Annotated in this window: 15 protein-coding genes; all 15 read left to right on the forward strand. The window is 28.5% G+C overall.

The features are described from left to right. Positions 1–26: 26 nt before the first annotated feature. The 15 genes from nrfD (at position 27) to ABJG40_RS08030 (ending at position 19199) form a co-directional block, all read left to right on the forward strand. Positions 27–1475: an NrfD/PsrC family molybdoenzyme membrane anchor subunit gene (gene nrfD, locus ABJG40_RS07960; RefSeq protein ID WP_348024051.1), complete on the forward strand. Its 1449-nt coding sequence runs from the start codon at positions 27–29 to the stop codon at positions 1473–1475. Between the two features lie 2 nt (positions 1476–1477). After that, positions 1478–2005 (forward strand): DUF3341 domain-containing protein, encoded by a 528-nt coding sequence (locus tag ABJG40_RS07965; protein ID WP_348024052.1) that lies wholly within the window; start codon positions 1478–1480, stop codon positions 2003–2005. 10 nt (positions 2006–2015) lie between these two features. Then, on the forward strand, positions 2016–2561 hold the full coding sequence (locus tag ABJG40_RS07970) for a cytochrome c (protein WP_348024053.1): 546 nt from the start codon (positions 2016–2018) through the stop codon (positions 2559–2561). Between the two features lie 26 nt (positions 2562–2587). After that, the gene (locus ABJG40_RS07975) at positions 2588–3955 is read left to right on the forward strand and encodes a quinol:cytochrome C oxidoreductase (protein WP_348024054.1); all 1368 of its coding nucleotides are present in this window, start codon (positions 2588–2590) and stop codon (positions 3953–3955) included. Between the two features lie 38 nt (positions 3956–3993). After that, positions 3994–5001 carry a cytochrome c oxidase subunit II gene (locus ABJG40_RS07980; RefSeq protein ID WP_348024055.1) on the forward strand — a complete coding sequence of 336 codons (1008 nt, stop codon included), beginning with the start codon at positions 3994–3996 and terminating at the stop codon, positions 4999–5001. A 39-nt stretch (positions 5002–5040) separates the two neighbouring features. After that, on the forward strand, positions 5041–6822 hold the full coding sequence (locus tag ABJG40_RS07985; RefSeq protein ID WP_348024056.1) for a cbb3-type cytochrome c oxidase subunit I: 1782 nt from the start codon (positions 5041–5043) through the stop codon (positions 6820–6822). A gap of 110 nt (positions 6823–6932) precedes the next feature. Then, the gene (locus ABJG40_RS07990; protein ID WP_348024057.1) at positions 6933–8117 is read left to right on the forward strand and encodes a hypothetical protein; all 1185 of its coding nucleotides are present in this window, start codon (positions 6933–6935) and stop codon (positions 8115–8117) included. 1 nt (position 8118) lies between these two features. Further along, positions 8119–8985: a mechanosensitive ion channel domain-containing protein gene (locus ABJG40_RS07995; protein ID WP_348024058.1), complete on the forward strand. Its 867-nt coding sequence runs from the start codon at positions 8119–8121 to the stop codon at positions 8983–8985. Positions 8986–9051: 66 nt separating this feature from the next. Continuing rightward, complete coding sequence (ruvB, locus tag ABJG40_RS08000) at positions 9052–10074, forward strand: Holliday junction branch migration DNA helicase RuvB (RefSeq protein WP_348024059.1); 1023 nt, start codon at positions 9052–9054, stop codon at positions 10072–10074. Between the two features lie 3 nt (positions 10075–10077). After that, entirely contained in the window at positions 10078–11805 is a 1728-nt protein-coding gene (locus tag ABJG40_RS08005) for a solute carrier family 26 protein (protein WP_348024060.1), read from the forward strand. A 71-nt stretch (positions 11806–11876) separates the two neighbouring features. Beyond that, positions 11877–13283, forward strand: a complete 1407-nt coding sequence (locus ABJG40_RS08010; protein ID WP_348024061.1) for an MBL fold metallo-hydrolase — start codon at positions 11877–11879, stop codon at positions 13281–13283. Between the two features lie 2 nt (positions 13284–13285). Further along, positions 13286–13660, forward strand: a complete 375-nt coding sequence (locus ABJG40_RS08015; RefSeq protein ID WP_348024062.1) for a rhodanese-like domain-containing protein — start codon at positions 13286–13288, stop codon at positions 13658–13660. Next, positions 13660–13926, forward strand: a complete 267-nt coding sequence (locus tag ABJG40_RS08020; protein ID WP_348024063.1) for a heavy-metal-associated domain-containing protein — start codon at positions 13660–13662, stop codon at positions 13924–13926. The genes ABJG40_RS08015 and ABJG40_RS08020 overlap by 1 nt, the downstream gene beginning before the upstream one ends. Positions 13927–14005: 79 nt before the next feature. After that, complete coding sequence (locus ABJG40_RS08025) at positions 14006–17287, forward strand: tetratricopeptide repeat protein (protein WP_348024064.1); 3282 nt, start codon at positions 14006–14008, stop codon at positions 17285–17287. Next, on the forward strand, positions 17256–19199 hold the full coding sequence (locus ABJG40_RS08030) for a transglutaminase-like domain-containing protein (RefSeq protein WP_348024065.1): 1944 nt from the start codon (positions 17256–17258) through the stop codon (positions 19197–19199). The genes ABJG40_RS08025 and ABJG40_RS08030 overlap by 32 nt, the downstream gene beginning before the upstream one ends. Positions 19200–19207: the final 8 nt, after the last annotated feature.

Genomic DNA, 19207 nt, shown 5'->3' on the forward strand with positions numbered 1-19207 from the left:
AAGAATAAAAACTAAGTAATAAAAATATGTCTCATTACGAAGCACCCATAAGGGAACCTTTAGTATTAGGTGATAAAAGTTATCACGACATTACCGAAGATATTGCTAAACCTATAGAAGGAAAAGCAAATAAGAATTGGTACATAGCATTTTATATTTCTTTAGCAGCAATGCTTTGGGGATTTGGATGTATTTTTTACACAGTAGGAACTGGTATTGGAGTTTGGGGATTAAGCAAGAACATAGGTTGGGCTTGGGATATCACTAACTTTGTATGGTGGGTTGGTATTGGTCATGCAGGAACACTTATTTCTGCAGTACTTTTATTATTCCGTCAAAAATGGAGAATGGCAATTAATCGTTCTGCAGAAGCAATGACAATTTTTGCCGTTTTTCAAGCAGGATTATTTCCAATTATTCACATGGGACGTCCATGGAATGGATATTGGGTATTGCCAATGCCAAACCAATTTGGATCTTTGTGGGTAAATTTTAACTCACCATTATTATGGGATGTGTTTGCAATTTCTACATATTTATCTGTATCATTAGTTTTCTGGTGGACAGGTTTATTACCAGATTTTGCAATGATTAGAGATAGAGCCGTAAAACCTTTTCAAAAGAAGATTTATGCATTATTATCATTTGGTTGGTCTGGTAGAGCAAAAGATTGGCAACGTTTTGAAGAAGTATCTTTAGTACTTGCAGGTTTAGCAACACCATTAGTACTTTCTGTACACACAATTGTATCTATGGATTTTGCTACATCAATTAATCCAGGTTGGCACTCTACAATTTTCCCTCCTTATTTCGTAGCTGGAGCAATCTTTTCAGGATTTGCAATGGTACAAACCTTATTAGGGATAATGAGAAAGGTTACTAACTTAGAAGATTACATTACTCGTATGCATATTGAATATATGAATATTGTAATTATTTTAACAGGTGGTATTGTAGCTGTTGCTTATGCAACAGAGTTCTTTATTGCATGGTATACAGGTTCTCCTTATGAAAATTATACATATTTATCTTTAGGTGCTGAAGCAGGTCCATATTCTTGGGCATTCTGGTCATTATTAATATTCAATATTTTTACACCACAATTATTATGGTTTAAGAAAATTAGAAGAAATTTTATTTGGACTTTCATTATCTCTATTGCAATTAATATTGGTATGTGGTTTGAGCGTTTTGATATTATTGCTATTGTATTAAGTAAAGGTCATTTACCTTCTACTTGGTGGCGTTTTGAGCCTACATTTGTAGATGTTGGTATTTTTGTAGGAACAATAGGATTCTTCTTTGTACTATTCTTATTGTATGCAAGAACTTTTCCAGTTATCGCACAAGCAGAAGTAAAAACAATTTTAAAATCTTCTGGAGAATTTTACAAGAAGAGAAGAGAACAAGGTATACCAACTAAACCAGCTATTGTTGTTGCAGAAGGTATATCAGACAAATCTAATAAAGAATAATTATGGAATCATCAAAAGTTATTCACGCGTTTTATAATGATGATGAAGTTGTGCTAGATGCAGTTAAAGCTGTTAAAGCAGAAGGTCATCACATAGAGGAAGTATTTTGTCCTTTTCCAGTTCATGGATTAGACAAAGCAATGGGGTTATCACCAACTAGATTAGCAATTACTGCATTCTTTTACGGAATTACAGGATTGTCATTTGCTATTTGGATGACTAATTATATGATGATTCAAGATTGGCCACAAGATATTGGTGGTAAACCTAACTTTTCTTGGTTTACTAATATGCCAGCATTCGTGCCAATTATGTTTGAATTAACAGTGTTTTTTGCAGCTCACCTTATGGTTATTACTTTTTACATGAGAAGTAAAATATGGCCTTTTAAAGAAGCAGAAAATCCAGACCCAAGAACTACAGATGATCATTTTTTAATGGAAATACCTGTACATAATAACGAAGCAGAAGTTACTGCTTTATTGGCAAAAACAGGAGCTGTAGAAATTAATGTAGTAGACAAGCACTAATATATAGATAATGAAGAATTTTAAATTAATTATCGCTTTAGTAACTCTTACAAGTATTATTTCTTGTAATGATAAAAGAAAACCTCAGTTACAATATATGCCAGATATGTATGTGTCTGTTCCTTATGATGTAAATGGAGTAGATGGGGTTAACGGAAAACCAGTTAATTCTAAACCTGTTGCAGGTACAATTGCTAGAGGAGGACATCCTGCTTATGATATTGCAGATACTAATGAAGGTTATGAATTAGCAAAAGCTAATCTAAACCCTCTAGAGGCTTCTGAAGAAAATTTAGCAAAAGGAAAAGCTATGTATGAAATTTATTGTGCAACATGTCATGGTAAAAAAGGTGATGGAAATGGAGTTTTATCTCAAAGAGAAAAATTTTCTGGTATTCCTAACTATAAAGATAGAGATATAAATGCAGGAACTATTTACCATGTAATTATGCACGGTAAAAATTTAATGGGTTCTCATGCATCTCAGGTAACGTATACAGAACGTTGGCAAATAGTACAGTACGTAGAAAAATTACGTACAGATTTAGCAAAATAATTACAAAAAGATAGAATACGAAAGATATGTATCAATTCTCAGGTAAATTAAAAATGTTCTCAATTGCTCTAATTATATTAGGTTTTTTGGGTATTGCATATGGTTTTTATTCAGCACCAAGTACTGTTGAAGAAGCTAAAGAAATTATTGCACATCAATCATCTCATGGAGATGAACATGGTGTATCACATGAAGCGAAAGCTGATTCTAATGTAGCACATCATGATGCAGATCATGATGAACACGTATTTCATCAATTACAAAATAAACCTTGGGCTGCAGTTTATGTAGCGTTATTCTTCTTTTTAGGAATTTCTTTATTAGTATTAGCCTTTTATGCTATTCAAAGGGTAGCACAAGCTGGTTGGTCTGTTGTTCTTTTTAGAGTGATGGAAGCTATAACTGCAAATTTAGTACCTACTTCAGTTATAATGCTTATAGTTATTATTACTGCAGTTATGCATATAAATCATTTATTTCCATGGATGGCAGAAGGAACTTTTACTCCTGGTCATGAGAACTACGATGCAATTGTAGATGGTAAATCTTGGTGGATGAATGTTCCAGGTTGGGCCATTAGAAGTGTTATTTATTTAGCAATATGGAATGCATATAGGTTCTTTATCCGTAGAAATTCTATTAAAGAAGATACAGCTAATGATGGAGGTAAAACATACAAATTAAACTATAATGTTTCTGTAGGATTTATTTTCTTATTCATGATTTCAGAATCTATGATGTCTTGGGATTGGATTATGGGATTAGACCCTCATTGGTTCTCTACATTATTTGGTTGGTATGTATTGGCAAGTTTATTAGTAAGTGCAGTAACAGTAATTGCTTTTGTAACAATCTATTTACGTTCTAAAGGTGCTTTACCAGCTGTAAATGATAGTCATATTCATGATTTAGCAAAATTTATGTTTGGTTTCTCAGTATTTTGGACCTACCTATGGTTTTCTCAATTTATGTTAATATGGTATGCAGATATTCCTGAAGAAACTACTTATTTTGTTGCAAGATTTAATGAATATAAAGTGCCATTTTTAGCAATGGTAGCAATGAATTTTATTTTTCCGGTATTAGTATTGTTAAATAGTGATTTTAAAAGTATTCCATGGCTTGTAGTTATTGGAGGTGTGGTTATCCTTGCAGGACATTATGTAGATGTTTTTATAATGGTAATGCCTGCAACAGTAGGGGCTCAATGGTCTTTTGGTTTAGCTGAATTTGGTGCATTATTATTTTTCTTAGGAATCTTTATTTATGTAACATTTAGTGCATTTGCCAAAGCAAATCCTATAGTAAAAGGAAATCCTTTCTTAAAAGAAAGTGAACATTTCCATTATTATAATATTGAACATAGAGGAGAAGGTTCAGGAGATCATCATTAATAAATAATTTAAACTAAAATAATTAAGACGAGATAAATATGTTAGCTCTATTTTATATTTTTATAGCTGTTGCAATCGGTGTAAGTTTCTGGCAAATTACCAGAATAATGAACTTAAGAAGCGTAATTGCTACTGATAAAGACAATGCTACTCAAGGTAAAAACGCCATCTATTTTATGGTTTTTTTATATGCAATAATGATTTATTGTTTAATTTTTATGAATGTAGTAATGTTACCAGAATCTGCTTCTTTTGAAGGAGAGCATGATGATAACTTATTTGATATTACGTTTTGGTTAATTGGTATAGTGCAGTTTATTATGCAGTTTTTAATCTTTTTCTTTACCTTTAAATACAAAGGAGAAAAAGGAAAAAAAGCTAAATTTTATTCAGACAGTCATAAATTAGAAGCAATTTGGACAATTACTCCAGCAGTAGTTTTAGTTCTTTTAATAGGTTATGGTTTATGGCAATGGAATAATATAATGGATTTATCAGATTCAGAAGATCCTGTTGTAATTGAAGTTTATTCTCAACAATTTAGATGGGATGCACGTTATGCAGGTGAAGACAATACTTTAGGTTTAGGAAACGTAAACTACATTAAAGGTATTAATACTTTAGGAGTTGATATGACTGATAAAAACGCTCAAGACGATAAACAAGTTACTGAATTGTATTTACCAAAAGGTAGAAAGGTACACTTTAAGTTCCGTTCTCAAGATGTATTACACTCTGCATATATGCCTCACTTTAGAGCACAAATGAACTGTGTTCCAGGAATGGTTACAGAATTTGGTTTTACTCCAAAGTTTACCACAGAAGAAATGAGAGGAAAAGAAGAAGTAATTAAAAAAACAGCAGGAATTAACAAAATTAGAAAAGCAAAAGGAGAAGATCCTTATGTTTTTGATTATTTATTGTTATGTAATAAAATTTGTGGAGCTTCTCACTACAACATGCAAATGAAAATTACTGTTGTAGAACCAGACGTTTACGAAAAATGGATTGCTGAGCAACCAACACTAGCATCAGTTATTAAATAATTATAATAAAAATTATACTACAAATTTATATATAAGATTATGTCAGAACATCATCATAAAGAAACATTTGTAACAAAATATATTTTCAGTACAGATCATAAAATGATTTCTAAGCAGTTCTTAGTAACTGGTATGTTTATGGGAATTATTGGAGTGTTTATGTCTATGTTATTCCGTATGCAAATTGCATGGCCAGAAAAATCGTTTTCTATTATTGAAGCTTTTTTAGGACCACATCAAACAGATGGAGTAATGAATCCAGATATATACCTAGCATTAGTAACAATACATGGTACTATAATGGTCTTTTTTGTACTAACAGCTGGTTTAAGTGGTACATTTTCTAATTTATTAATTCCATTGCAAATTGGAGCAAGAGACATGGCCTCTGGTTTCTTAAATATGCTATCATACTGGTTATTTTTTGTTTCTAGTGTAATTATGGTAATATCTTTATTCGTTGAAGCAGGTCCTGCATCTGCAGGATGGACAGTTTATCCTCCTTTAAGTGCATTACCACAAGCTATTCCTGGTTCTGGAGCAGGTATGACTTTATGGTTGGTATCAATGGCTATCTTTATTGCTTCTTCTTTAATAGGGTCTTTAAACTATATTGTTACAATATTAAACTTAAGAACAAAAGGAATGAAAATGACAAGATTGCCTTTAACAATGTGGGCATTCTTTATTACAGCAATTATTGGTGTAGTATCATTTCCTGTTCTATTATCAGCAGCATTATTATTAGTTTTTGATAGAAGTTTTGGTACATCATTTTATTTATCAGATATATTTATTTCAGGAGAAGTATTACATTATCAAGGAGGATCACCAGTATTATACGAACATTTATTTTGGTTCTTAGGTCATCCAGAAGTGTATATTGTATTATTACCTGCATTAGGTATAACATCAGAAATTATATCAACACATTCTAGAAAACCAATTTTTGGATACAGAGCAATGATTGGTTCTATCATGGCAATTGCATTTTTATCTACAATTGTTTGGGGGCACCATATGTTTGTTTCAGGTATGAATCCTTTCTTAGGTTCTGTATTTACATTTACAACATTACTAATTGCAATCCCTTCTGCTGTAAAAGCATTTAACTACATAACTACTTTATGGAAAGGAAATTTACAATTAAATCCAGCAATGCTATTTTCTATTGGATTAGTTTCTACTTTCGTAACAGGTGGTTTAACAGGACTAGTTTTAGGAGATTCTGCATTAGATATTAATATTCATGATACATATTTTGTTGTAGCACATTTTCATTTAGTAATGGGAGTTTCTGCAATCTTTGGAATGTTTGCTGGTGTTTACCACTGGTTCCCGAAAATGTATGGTAGAATGATGAATAAAACATTAGGGTATTGGCACTTTTGGTTAAGTATTATTTGTGCTTATGGAGTATTCTGGCCAATGCATTTTATAGGATTAGCTGGTTTACCACGTAGATATTATACAAATACTAATTTCCCAATGTTTGATGATTTATCTGACATAAACGTTGTAATTACCATATTTGCTTTAATTGGTGGTTTGGCTCAAATATTTTTTATTGCTAACTTTTTTATCTCTATGTATAGAGGTCAAAAAGCAACTCAAAACCCTTGGAATTCTAATACTTTAGAATGGACTACACCAGTAGAACATGTTCATGGAAACTGGCCAGGAAAAATACCAGAAGTTCATAGATGGGCATATGATTATAGTAAACGTGTAGATCCTAAAGATGATGATAGTGATTATTTACATGGACAAGATTTTGTATTACAAACAACGCCTTTATTAGATGGTGAAGATCCATCATAAAAAAATAAAAATTGTTTAAAAGCCTTTCCATTTCGGAAAGGCTTTTTTGATTTTTCTTTTTTATCATTTTGATTTATTATATTAGCTAATACTAACAAATTTCAAAAAAAATGGCTGTTTTAGATAAGTTTCAGAATAGTATAAGCTTTCTGTACAAACTTTTTGATATAGATGAGAAAAAGGAAATTTCTGTAATTGAAGAAGCTGAAGATAAAATTATACTTCCAGACGATTATCTAGAACGTTTTACTTTATATGCTATTCAAAATAAAGACTTTTTAAAAAATAGAGAAGAAGAATTAAAGAGTTTAGAACTCGCATATGACAATTGGAAAATTATAAATTCTCCTCTATTAGTAGTTAATGACCCAGGAGAAGGAGGAACTTCTTTATTACATGCAAGTACTTATATTTATCCCACTGCAAAAATTGTAGAAACCAATCAAGCAATAGATTCGTATAAGAAATTGATTAGTATTTTATCAAAAGTATTAAGGATAGACGAAGAATTTAAAACATTAAAAGATTTAGAAAAATATATTAATTCTTCTGAAGAAAACCATGTATTAATTCTTGAAAATATAGAAAGACTTTTTATTAGAAGAGTTAGAGGATTTGACCTTTTAGAAGATTTTTTACTTTTTTTACATGCTACAAAAGCAAAAGTATACTGGATCATTTCTATCAATAAATATTCATTCTATTATTTAAATAGAGTAAAATATTTTTCTTCACATTTTCCATCAATAATTCATTTAAAACCAATTTCTAACAACCAACTTAAAGAAGAAATTTTAAATAGGAATAATGGTTATAATATGGTTTTTTTAAAACCATCTAAGATTACCAAAAAAGTAGAAAAACAACTAAAAAATACTTCAAAAGAAGAACGTCAAATTATCTTAGAAAAGATTTTCTTTAAGAGATTATATACTTTTTCAAAAGGAAATATTACAAAGGCAATTTTATTTGCTAGAAATTCAGCATACAATGTAAAAGGTAAAAATGTTTTTGTTAAACCTATTGAAATAAAAGTTTTAGACGATTTGTCATTAGACGATTTATTTATTTTAGAAGCTATTTTTCAGCACAGATCACTTTCAATTAAAGAACTAAATATAGTATTAAGAAATTCTGATAGGCAAAGTAGATTAAGTATAGAAAAACTATTAGAAAGACAATTAATTAGACCAACAACTACTGTTAATAAAAAAGTAGAATATAGAATTAATTTAATGTTTTTAGACCTTTTAAAAGAGTTGCTAAAAGAAAGATTAAATAGAAATTTTAGATAAGATGAAAAGACTTTTAAGCATATTATTTTTCTTAGGTACTATTTCTAATTTTGCTCAAGAAAAAACAGTTAATGATGTAAAAAATAATGTAGAAAATACTATTTCTACAGCTACAGATGTAATTTCATTTACAAAAATTCTTACAATTATTGTTGTAATTATTCTTACTTGGGGTTTCATAAAACTTTTAGATTGGTTTTTTAAAAACTTAGTTAAAAACTTTAATAGACACAGATTAAAAATTCTAAGATTACAACCTGTTATAAAAATTTTAGTATGGACTTTGGCAGTTTACACTTTAATAATTACTCTTTTCAATCCATCTGCAGAAGCAATTTATGCACTAATGGGGTCATCAGCTTTAGCTTTAGGTTTTGCGCTTCAAGACATAGTAAAAAATATCTTTGGAGGATTATTAATCATCTTAGATAGACCTTTTCAAATTGGAGATAGAATTAATATCAAAGGTAATTACGGAGAAGTAATAAATATTGGTTTGCGTTATACAGTTGTAAATACTTTAGATGATAACACTGTAACCATACCAAATTCTGCAATTATTTCTGATAGTATTTCAAATGCAAATTCAGGCGCTTTAGATTGTATGGTTGTTATAAATTTATGGTTGCCAATTAATGTTGATGTTACAGAAATTCGAAAAATTGTACAAGAAGCAGCAATAACATCTAGATATTTGAATATTGATAAACCTATAACAATATTGTTTTTCGATCATTTTGATGATCATGCAGCCACAAAAGTAGTTGTAAAAGCCTATGTTTTAGATGCACGTTATGAAAAACTGTTTGAAGGAGATGTTACAGAAGCTTCTAAAAAAGCATTTATTGAAGCAGGGATTTATAAATAGAATTCAATACTTTTTGTGTAACAAAACATACAAAAGTGTAGTTTAAAATCAATTATCTTTGTAGTTATGAACGAAAACTTAAACCCTGAAAACAACAATTTATCTAATGAAGATTTAGATGTAGAAAAAAAATTACGTCCGCTTTCTTTTGATGATTTTACAGGGCAAGATCAAGCAATTGATAATTTAAAAATATTTGTTGAAGCTGCTAATCAACGAGAAGAAGCCTTAGATCATGCACTTTTTCATGGACCTCCAGGTTTAGGTAAAACCACACTTGCTCATATATTAGCTAATGAATTACAAGTTGGTATTAAAGTTACTTCTGGTCCTGTTTTAGACAAACCCGGAGATTTAGCAGGATTATTAACAAATCTTGATGAGCGTGATGTTTTATTTATTGATGAAATTCATAGATTAAGCCCAATTGTAGAAGAGTATTTATATTCTGCAATGGAAGATTATAAAATTGATATTATGATTGAATCTGGTCCAAATGCTAGAACAGTTCAAATCAATTTAGAACCATTTACTCTAATTGGAGCAACAACTCGTTCAGGATTGTTAACAGCACCAATGAGAGCTCGTTTTGGTATTAGTAGTAGATTACATTATTACAAAACGGAATTATTAACTACAATAATTCAAAGAAGTGCGTACATTTTAGGAGTTCCTATTTCAATGGAATCTGCCATAGAAATTGCAGGTAGAAGTAGAGGAACACCTAGAATTGCAAATGCATTGTTAAGAAGAGTTCGAGATTTTGCACAAATAAAAGGAAACGGATCTATAACAATCGAAATTGCAAAATATGCTTTAAAAGCATTAAATGTTGATGCACATGGTTTAGATGAAATGGATAATAAAATTCTAAAAACTATTATTGATAAATTTAAAGGAGGACCTGTAGGTCTAAGTACCATTGCAACTGCAGTTTCTGAAAATACAGAAACCATTGAAGAAGTGTATGAACCTTTTTTAATTCAGCAAGGTTTTATAATGAGAACACCAAGAGGTAGAGAAGTTACAGATTTAGCGTATAAACATTTAGGAAGAGAAAAAGGACGAAACCAAGGAGAATTATTTTAAGTAATGAATATTAAAAAAATAATACCAATATTAGAGTGGTTACCAAACTATAATACATCTCTTTTTAAAGGAGATTTAGTAGCTGGTATAACTGTTGGTATTATTTTAATTCCACAAGGAATTGCTTATGCACTAATTGCAGGTTTACCACCAATTTATGGTTTGTATTGTGCGTTAGTTCCACAGGTAATGTATGCAATATTTGGTTCTTCAAGACAAGTAGCAATTGGGCCAGTTGCCATGGATTCTTTAATTGTTGCCACAGGAGTTTCAACCTTAGCTTTAGCAGGTTCTGATAGTTATATTTCTATTGCTATTTTATTAGCCTTAATGGTAGGTACAATTCAGTTTTTAATGGGGGTTTTTAGTTTAGGATTTATAGTAAACTTCCTTTCTAAACCTGTAATTACAGGTTTTACATCTGCAGTAGCACTAATTATTGGCTTTAATCAATTTAGAAATTTATTAGGTGTAGATTTTGTACAAAGTGACCAACTACAATACGTTTTAGAAGATATATGGTTGCAAATTTCTAGTTATAATTATCACACTACAGTAATTGGATTAATTTCTGTTGTTGTAATTATCATCTTTAGAAAAATAAATAAAAAAATACCAAACGCTTTAATTGTAGTAATTCTTGGTATTTTAATAATGAAATATTTTGGACAATCTTTTAAAGATGTTTCTATTGTAAAAGACATTCCTTCTGGTTTACCATTATTTAGTATTCCAGTATTCGATTTTGATTTGTTAAGAGAATTGTTTCCTATTGCATTTACTCTAGTTATGGTGGGTTATTTAGAAACTATTTCTATCGGAAAATCTTTAGAAGCAAAACAAGATGAATACAGAATAAGACCAAATCAAGAATTAATAGCATTAGGATTAAGTAATATGGTTGGTTCATTTTTTAAAGCGTATCCAACAACTTCAAGTTTTTCTAGATCAGCCATTAACCAAGAAAGTGGAGCAAAAACAGGAATGGCAGCTTTAATTTCTGTAATAATGGTTGTTTTTACCTTATTGTTTTTAACACCATTATTTTATCATTTACCTAAAACGGTTTTAGCCGCAATAATTATTGTCGCAGTTTTTGGATTGGTGAATGTTAAAGAAGCTGCTTTTTTATGGAAAGCAAATCATTTAGATTTTTGGTTGATGCTAGCCACATTTTTAGGAACCTTATTATTAGGAATCGAATTCGGCATTATTGTTGGTGTTGGTTTGTCTTTAATAGTATTAATTTTTAGAACATCTAGACCTTATGTAGCAGAATTAGGAAAAGTACCAAATTCTAATTTTTATAGAAATAGAAGTCGTTTTGAAGAAGTTATTATAGAAAAAGAGATATTAATTTTTAGGTTTGATGCTCAAATATATTATGCCAACTCAAGTTATTTTAGAGATAAATTAGATGATATGGCTATTAAAAAAGGCGAGGCTTTAAAATTAATAGTTTTAGATGCAGAAAGCATAAATAGAGTAGATAGTACAGGTGTAGAAATGTTAAAAGAACGAATTAAGTTCTATAAAAAGAAAGGTGTAATTTTCTTATTTGCTGGAGTAAAAGGACCTGTAAGAGATGATTTATTTAGAAGCGGAATGCTATCTATAATAGATGTAAATCAATTTTTTATGCGGGCAAATGATGCTGTAAATTTTTATAAAACCGGAGACAGATCTCAACAAGAAAAGTATGCTAAATATATACATCAGGCATACCATTAAAAAAGGTTAAATTAAAAAGTTACTAGAGGTATTTTAACTTTTATGTTACTTAAAAAAAATAAAGAATTAAAATGATTATACAACAAATTTATACAGGATGTTTAGCTCAAGGAGCTTATTATGTAGAAAGCAATGGAGAAGTTGCTATTATAGATCCATTAAGAGAAGTACAAGACTATATAGATACTGCCAATAAAAATAATGCAAAAATAAAATACATTTTTGAAACACATTTTCATGCAGATTTTGTAAGTGGCCATGTAACTTTAGCAGAAAAAACAGGAGCAAAAATTGTTTATGGTCCAACAGCAAAAACCAATTTCGATGCAATAATTGCTGAAGATAATCAAGTTTTTAAAGTAGGAGATATTACAATTACTGTTTTACACACTCCTGGTCATACTATGGAAAGTTCTTGTTTTTTATTAAAAGATAAAAACGGAAAAGATTATGCGCTTTTTAGTGGAGATACTTTGTTTTTAGGAGATGTTGGTCGTCCAGATTTAGCACAGAAAGGAGATATTACAGAAAAAGATTTGGCTGGTTTTTTATATGAAAGTTTACGTAATAAAGTAATGACTTTAGCAGATGATGTTATTGTTTATCCTGCACATGGTGCTGGTTCTGCTTGTGGTAAAAACCTAAGTAAAGAAACTGTAGGTACAATTGGTAATCAAAAAGAAACCAATTATGCTTTAAGAGTAAATATGACTAAAGAAGAGTTTATTAAAGAAGTTACAGATGGATTATTACCACCTCCAGCTTATTTTCCTTTAAATGTTAAATTAAATAAAGAAGGATATAAAAGTATAGATGATGTTTTAAAAAATAGTGCAAAGCCTTTATCAGTTAAAGAATTTGAGCTATTGGCAAATGAAACAGAAGCCATTGTTTTAGATGTTCGTCATCAAACAGAGTTTGTAAAAGGCTTTATTCCTCAATCTATTTTTATTGGTATTGATGGAGGATTTGCACCTTGGGTAGGTGCATTAATTAAAGATATTAACCAACCAATTTTGTTGGTAACTCCAGCAGGAAAAGAAGAAGATACTATTACACGTTTGTCTAGAGTTGGTTTTGATAATGTTATAGGCTATTTAGAAGGAAGTTTTGATTCTTGGAGAAAAACAGGTAAAGAATTTGATACTTTAAAATCTGTTTCTGCAGAGGTGTTAGAAGAAAAAATTAAAGAAAATGCATTGGTTTTTGATGCGAGAAAACCAGGAGAATATGCAAGTGAACATATTGTGGTTGCAAAAAACACACCTTTAGATTTTTTAAACGAACATATTTCAGAATTTCCTAAAAAAGGAGATTTTTATGTGCATTGTGCAGGAGGATATCGTTCTGTAATTGCTTCTTCTATATTAAAAGCAAGGGGTTATCATAATGTAATTGATGTTGCTGGTGGTTATGCCGCAGTAAGAAATACAAATATTGAAAGAACAGCAGCAGTTTGTCCATCAACTTTAAAATAAAAATGATGAAACACTTAGTATTTATTTTTTTTACTAGTTTGCTTTTTACTAATTGTGTGAATGCACAAGAAATAAAAACAATTTCTACCTTAGAAGTAAAAGAATTATTATCTAAAGATAAAATTCAATTAGTAGATGTAAGAACACCAGTAGAATTAAGATTTGGTTATATAGAATCGGCTGTTTTTATTAATTATTTTGATAATAATTTTACAGAAAAATCCGTTAGTAAATTAGATAAAAATAAACCAGTATATTTATACTGTAGAACAGGAAATAGAAGTGAAAAAGCATCTAAAATCTTACAAGAAAAAGGTTTTAAAGTCTATAATATTTTAGGTGGTTATAATCAATGGAAAAAAGAAAATAAGAAATAATGAAAGCAGATATACAAATAGAAAATTTAAAATGTGGTGGTTGTGCAGCAACTATTAAAAAAGGAATTTTAGCAATACAAGGCGTAAATGAAGTAGATATTGATATAGAAAAATCAATAGTTTCAATAGCATCAGAAAAAGAAAATATTGAAGAAATTAAGACAAAACTATCTAAATTAGGTTACCCAGAAGTTGGAGATAAAAATACAGTAATACATAAAGCAAAATCATTTGTAAGTTGCGCTGTTGGTAGAATAGATTCTTAGAAATTATTTTATATAAAAAAGCGCTCATAAAAACGTTAATACTAGAGTTTTTATGAGCGCTTTTTAGTATTTTAGTTTTATGAAAAAAATATTAATTGCTGTGTTACTTGTGGCAAATTTTTGCTTCTCACAAGAAAAAGTTCCTTTTGTAGATTATAGTGAAATTGTTCAAAAAATATCTAAAGAAACTAGTAATGAAAATGTAATAACACTTATAAATCAAATACATAAAAACGATTCTGCATATTATTCTTTATTAGTTTCAAAATCTTACTATTTATTACAATTAAAGAAATATAAAGAAGCTTTAAGTGTTGTAAACGAGGGTATTAATTCTGTTCATAATTATTCTAAAGCAAACTTCTATGCAAATAAAGGTGTTGCTTTGTCCGCTTTAAAAAGAGACAATGAAGCATTAGAAAATTATAATGACGGACTCCAAATTTATCCAAAAAATGCTTTATTATGGTTTAATAAAGGGCATGCTTTAGAAACTCAAGGAAAGTTAAATGATGCAGTAAATGCTTATAAAAAAGCAATTTTGTTAAATCCTAGTTATACAAAACCTCACTTACAAATAGGAAACATATATTATAAACAAGAACGTTTTACACAAGCGTTAATGTGTTTTAATATGTATTTACTTTTAGAGCCAGATGCAGATAATGCTTTTACAGTTTTACAATCTTTAAACAATGTTGTACAAGCTAAAAATGCAAATAAAAGAAATAGAAATATTAAGTTAGATGATGAAGATGACTCTTTTGAAGATATAGATTTAGTGTTGAGTAGTAAAGTAGCTTTAAATGCAAATTACAAAATAAATAATCCTATAAAAATTGCTTTGGTAAAACAAAACCATGCAATGATTGAGCAATTAAAAAACTTTGAAGGTGAAAGTAATTTTTGGACAAAAACCTATGTTCCATTTTATAAATGGATTGCTCAAAACAATAAGTTTGATGATTTTATTTACACCCTAACCTATTCTATAGAAAATGAAGATTATAAAAAAATAATAAATAAAAAAACGAAAGAAATTATTGCTTTTTTAGCAGAATCAAAAAAAGAATGGTCAAAAAAAGTAGCGCAAAACAAAATAATATTTAACGGTAAACTACAAGAAGTTACTTATGAATATACAGATTCTTACGTAGATGCAGTTGGTAAGTTAGAATATGGTAAACCTGTTGGTTTTTGGCAATTTTATAATGAGAATGGAAGATTAACTGCAGAAGGTAATTTTGATGATTTAGGAGAAAGAACAGGAAAATGGATTTGGTATGCTGCCTTAAATAAAGTTAAAGAAACTGCTTTTTATAAAAATGGAATTTTAGAAGGTAAAAATCTAGTTTACTATAATAATGGTAAAAAATATATAGATGCAAATTATTTAAACGACTCTTTACATTGGAAATATGAGTATTACAATAATAAAGGAGCTTTAGTGCAAAGAAAATTTTTTAATTCTGGTGTTTTAGAAGGAATGTATAAATCGTATTTTGATGTTGGTGAAAAAATTCTTGAATTTCAAATTCCATATAAAAATGGAGAAATTGATGGGGAAGTTCTAGAGTTTTATGCAAATGGTGATGTATATGAAAAGACATATTATGTAGCAGGAAAAAAGAGTGGAATACAAACATCTTATCATTATAATAAAAAAATAGCTTCAGAAATAAATTATGTAAATAATGAATTAAGTGGAAGTTATAAAACCTATCATTCTAATGGTAAAATAAATGAAATAGGTCAAAGTTTAGATGGTGCTTATGATGGTTTATGGAAAACTTATTATGCAGATGGAACATTAAATAGCGAGTTTACTTACAAAAAAGGAAATTTAAATAATTTGTATAAATTTTACGATACAGATGGTAAATTATTTTACGAATATATCTACAGAAAAGGAGAAATAATAGCCTATACTTTTTATAAAAAAGAGGGTTCAATTTTAAAGAACGGTAAAAAGAAAAGTGGCGAGTTTTATTACGAAGGATTTTCTCCTAAAGGAAATAAAACAACAGAAGGTTTGTATGATATTTCTGGAGGAAAATCTGGAGAATGGACGTTTTACACAAATAATGGCGTGTTAACTAATAAAGGTAATTTTAAAGAGAATAAAATTATAGGAGAGTATTTTACCTACTTTAAAAACGGAAACATTGATAATATTACAACTTATAAAGAAGATATTATAGATGGTTATTATGTTGGTAATTATATTAATGGTAAAATGAAAGCACAAGGTTGGTATAAAGAAGGAAATCAACATGGTGAATGGAAATATTATAATATAGATGGAAGCTTAAGTGCAATTAATTTTTTTCATAAAGGAAATCTTAATGGTGTTCAAAAAACCTTTGGAGAACATGGTAAATTAATATCATCATCTTTCTATAAATTTGGTAATTTAATTTCAGAAAAAAACTTTCAGAAAGACGAAACTTTGTTTGAAGAAATAGTTTATACATCTAAAGAAAAAGAAATTGTTTTAGAATCTAAACATTACAATAGAAATGCAAGAACGAGAATCTCTTACGTTAATGAGGTAAAACATGGTAGCTATGAAATTTTTTATTATAATGGAAATAAAAAAATTACTGGTAATTATTTAAATGGAAAACAAAACGGACTTTGGACATGGTTTTACGAAAACGGAAATATAGAAAGTGTAACCAATTATTCTAGAGGAAATGCACAAGGAAAAATAACAAATTATTATAAAAACGGTACAATACAAGGAGAATACAATTTTGAAAATGATTTAGAAGTTGGTGTTAGTAAAAAATATTATAATACTGGAGCTAAAAAAGCAATTATAGAATATTTTGAAGGGAAAAAACATGGAAAACATGAGTTTTATGATCCTTCAGGTAAATTACAGTTAATTCGTTTTTACAATCATGGAGAATTAATAGGATATAGTTATTTAAATAAAAACGGAATAGAAATTGCAATGATTCCTTTAGAAAATGAAACTGGAAAAATTGAAGCCTTTTTCGATAATGGAAAACCGTCAAAAACCATGGAATACAAATTTGGAGATTTTGTAAATACTTACAAATCGTATTCTTATAATGGTGTTTTATTAGAAGAAATTCAATACTTATATGGTAATTATCATGGCCTTAGAAAAGAGTTTTTTTCTAATGGAAAAATAAAAAAAGAAACCAATTATTTTCATGGACAAAACCAAGGAAAACAAATTGTATATTATATAAACGGAAATAAAAAAGAAGAATTCATGTACACCAATAATCATAAACATGGAATGGCTTTCTTTTACAATGAAGCAGGAAAACTAATTACAAAAAAGGAATATTTTAATGGAAATATATACAAGGTTCAAAATTTATAGATTTGGTTTAATTACGTTTTTTTTATTTGTATTTATAAGTTTAAATGCACAGTATTCTACAGATTTTTTAAAGTATAAAAAACTACACCCAGAAGCTGCAAGAATTCGTTTGCAACAAGAAACTATTATTACAATAGAAGCCACAAAAGAAGGTTTAGAAATCAATCAAGAATTTATAGAAGAAGATTTGTATTTAAATGAAGCTGCTACTTATAACTCTAAAAACACCTTGAGTTTCTCTGCTTTTTTTGAGTTGAATGAAGTAAAAGCATCTACATTATCTTTTGAGAATAATGAATATGTAGAAAAAGCAGTAGAAAAATTTACCCAAAAAGACGATTTAAATAGCTCTTTTTATGATGATACAAAATCGTTAAACTTTGTGTATCCTAATTTAAAAAAAGGATCTAAATCAAAATTAAAATATTCACAAAAAATTAAAAACCCACGTTTTTTAACCCCTTTTTATTTTGGAGAGTACTTTCCTATAAAGAAAAATAAGGTAACTATTATTGCAGATAGAAACGTAAATTTAGAATTTAGAAAATTTAATATTGTAGATAATCAGATTAAATTTACACAAGAAGAAAAACGTAAGAAAATAATTTATACTTGGGTAGTAAATAATCAAAAAGAATTCGATTTTGAAGCAAATACGCCAACTTATAAAACTATTTTACCACACATAGTGCCTATTATAAATTCTTACAAAAATAAAAAGGAAAACAAACCATTATTAGGTGATGTATCAGAATTGTATAATTGGTATTATTCTTTGGTAGAAAACGTTAATACAGAAGCACCAAATAAAGAATTAGTAGCTTTAGTTAATAAAATTACAGTTGATAAAAAAACAGATTTAGAAAAGGTAAAAGCTATTTATTATTGGACTCAAAAAAACATAAAATACATTGCTTTTGAGTACGCTTTAGGAGGTTTTATACCAAGAGAATCTAATGAAGTTTTTAGAAAAAAATATGGAGATTGTAAAGACAACTCAAGTATTTTATATAGAATGCTAGAAATTGCTGGGGTAAAAGGAAACTTAACTTGGATTGGCACAAGAGATATACCTTATACCTACAAAGAAATGCCAACACCAGTAGTAGATAATCATATGATACTTTCTTATGAAAATAATGGAAAAACTTATTATTTAGATGCAACAGGTAGGTATATTAAATTCGGAATTCCAACTTCTTTTATTCAAGGAAAAGAAGCTTTAGTTTCTTACGGAAAAGAATTTAAAATTAAAAAAGTACCAATTATAGCTGCTAAAATAAATGCAATTATAGATACTACAGCAATAAAAATTAAAGACGGAAGTGTTTTAGGAGCATCTAAAACTAGTATCTCTGGTTATCCTAAAATAGACCTTTTTCATAATTTAGAAGATGAGAATTCTAAAACTAAAATAAAACAACTCTACAATAATAAATTTGTTAAAGGAAATAATAAATTTCTAATTAATAGTTTTAAAGAAATTAACAAGTATCATTACGATAATGATTTTATTGTTGATTATGATTTTGAAATTAAGAATTATTCAAAAAAATTAGGTAATGAGATTTACGTTAACTTAAATTTAAACAAAGATTTATCTTTTTACAAAACCGACAAAAAACGTAAAAATGCTATAGAATACGATTATCAAAGGTATTTTAGTTATACTACAAAACTAGAAATACCTAAAGGATATAAAGTAGATTATATACCAGAAGCTGTAAAAGTAACAAGCGATTATTTAACATCAGAAATTACATATTCAGAAAAAGAAAATTATGTAATATACAATCATACAATAGAATTAAACTTTTTGGTTTTAAGTTTAGAGCAACAGAAAATAGTAAATAAACAGATTAAAAAAATTGAAAAAAATTACAAAGAAATTGTAGTTTTAAAGAAAGAATAAAATAGAAT

This window comes from Polaribacter sp., assembly GCF_039939415.1.
Classification (GTDB): Bacteria; Bacteroidota; Bacteroidia; order Flavobacteriales; family Flavobacteriaceae; genus Polaribacter.

Excerpts from the sequence above, each read along its gene's own strand:
- nrfD (WP_348024051.1), top strand. The coding sequence starts at position 27 with ATGTCTCATTACGAAGCACCCATAAGGGAACCTTTAGTATTAGGTGAT.
- ABJG40_RS07965 (WP_348024052.1), top strand. The coding sequence starts at position 1,478 with ATGGAATCATCAAAAGTTATTCACGCGTTTTATAATGATGATGAAGTT.
- ABJG40_RS07970 (WP_348024053.1), top strand. The coding sequence starts at position 2,016 with ATGAAGAATTTTAAATTAATTATCGCTTTAGTAACTCTTACAAGTATT.
- ABJG40_RS07975 (WP_348024054.1), top strand. The coding sequence starts at position 2,588 with ATGTATCAATTCTCAGGTAAATTAAAAATGTTCTCAATTGCTCTAATT.
- ABJG40_RS07980 (WP_348024055.1), top strand. The coding sequence starts at position 3,994 with ATGTTAGCTCTATTTTATATTTTTATAGCTGTTGCAATCGGTGTAAGT.
- ABJG40_RS07985 (WP_348024056.1), top strand. The coding sequence starts at position 5,041 with ATGTCAGAACATCATCATAAAGAAACATTTGTAACAAAATATATTTTC.
- ABJG40_RS07990 (WP_348024057.1), top strand. The coding sequence starts at position 6,933 with ATGGCTGTTTTAGATAAGTTTCAGAATAGTATAAGCTTTCTGTACAAA.
- ABJG40_RS07995 (WP_348024058.1), top strand. The coding sequence starts at position 8,119 with ATGAAAAGACTTTTAAGCATATTATTTTTCTTAGGTACTATTTCTAAT.
- ruvB (WP_348024059.1), top strand. The coding sequence starts at position 9,052 with ATGAACGAAAACTTAAACCCTGAAAACAACAATTTATCTAATGAAGAT.
- ABJG40_RS08005 (WP_348024060.1), top strand. The coding sequence starts at position 10,078 with ATGAATATTAAAAAAATAATACCAATATTAGAGTGGTTACCAAACTAT.
- ABJG40_RS08010 (WP_348024061.1), top strand. The coding sequence starts at position 11,877 with ATGATTATACAACAAATTTATACAGGATGTTTAGCTCAAGGAGCTTAT.
- ABJG40_RS08015 (WP_348024062.1), top strand. The coding sequence starts at position 13,286 with ATGATGAAACACTTAGTATTTATTTTTTTTACTAGTTTGCTTTTTACT.
- ABJG40_RS08020 (WP_348024063.1), top strand. The coding sequence starts at position 13,660 with ATGAAAGCAGATATACAAATAGAAAATTTAAAATGTGGTGGTTGTGCA.
- ABJG40_RS08025 (WP_348024064.1), top strand. The coding sequence starts at position 14,006 with ATGAAAAAAATATTAATTGCTGTGTTACTTGTGGCAAATTTTTGCTTC.
- ABJG40_RS08030 (WP_348024065.1), top strand. The coding sequence starts at position 17,256 with ATGGAAATATATACAAGGTTCAAAATTTATAGATTTGGTTTAATTACG.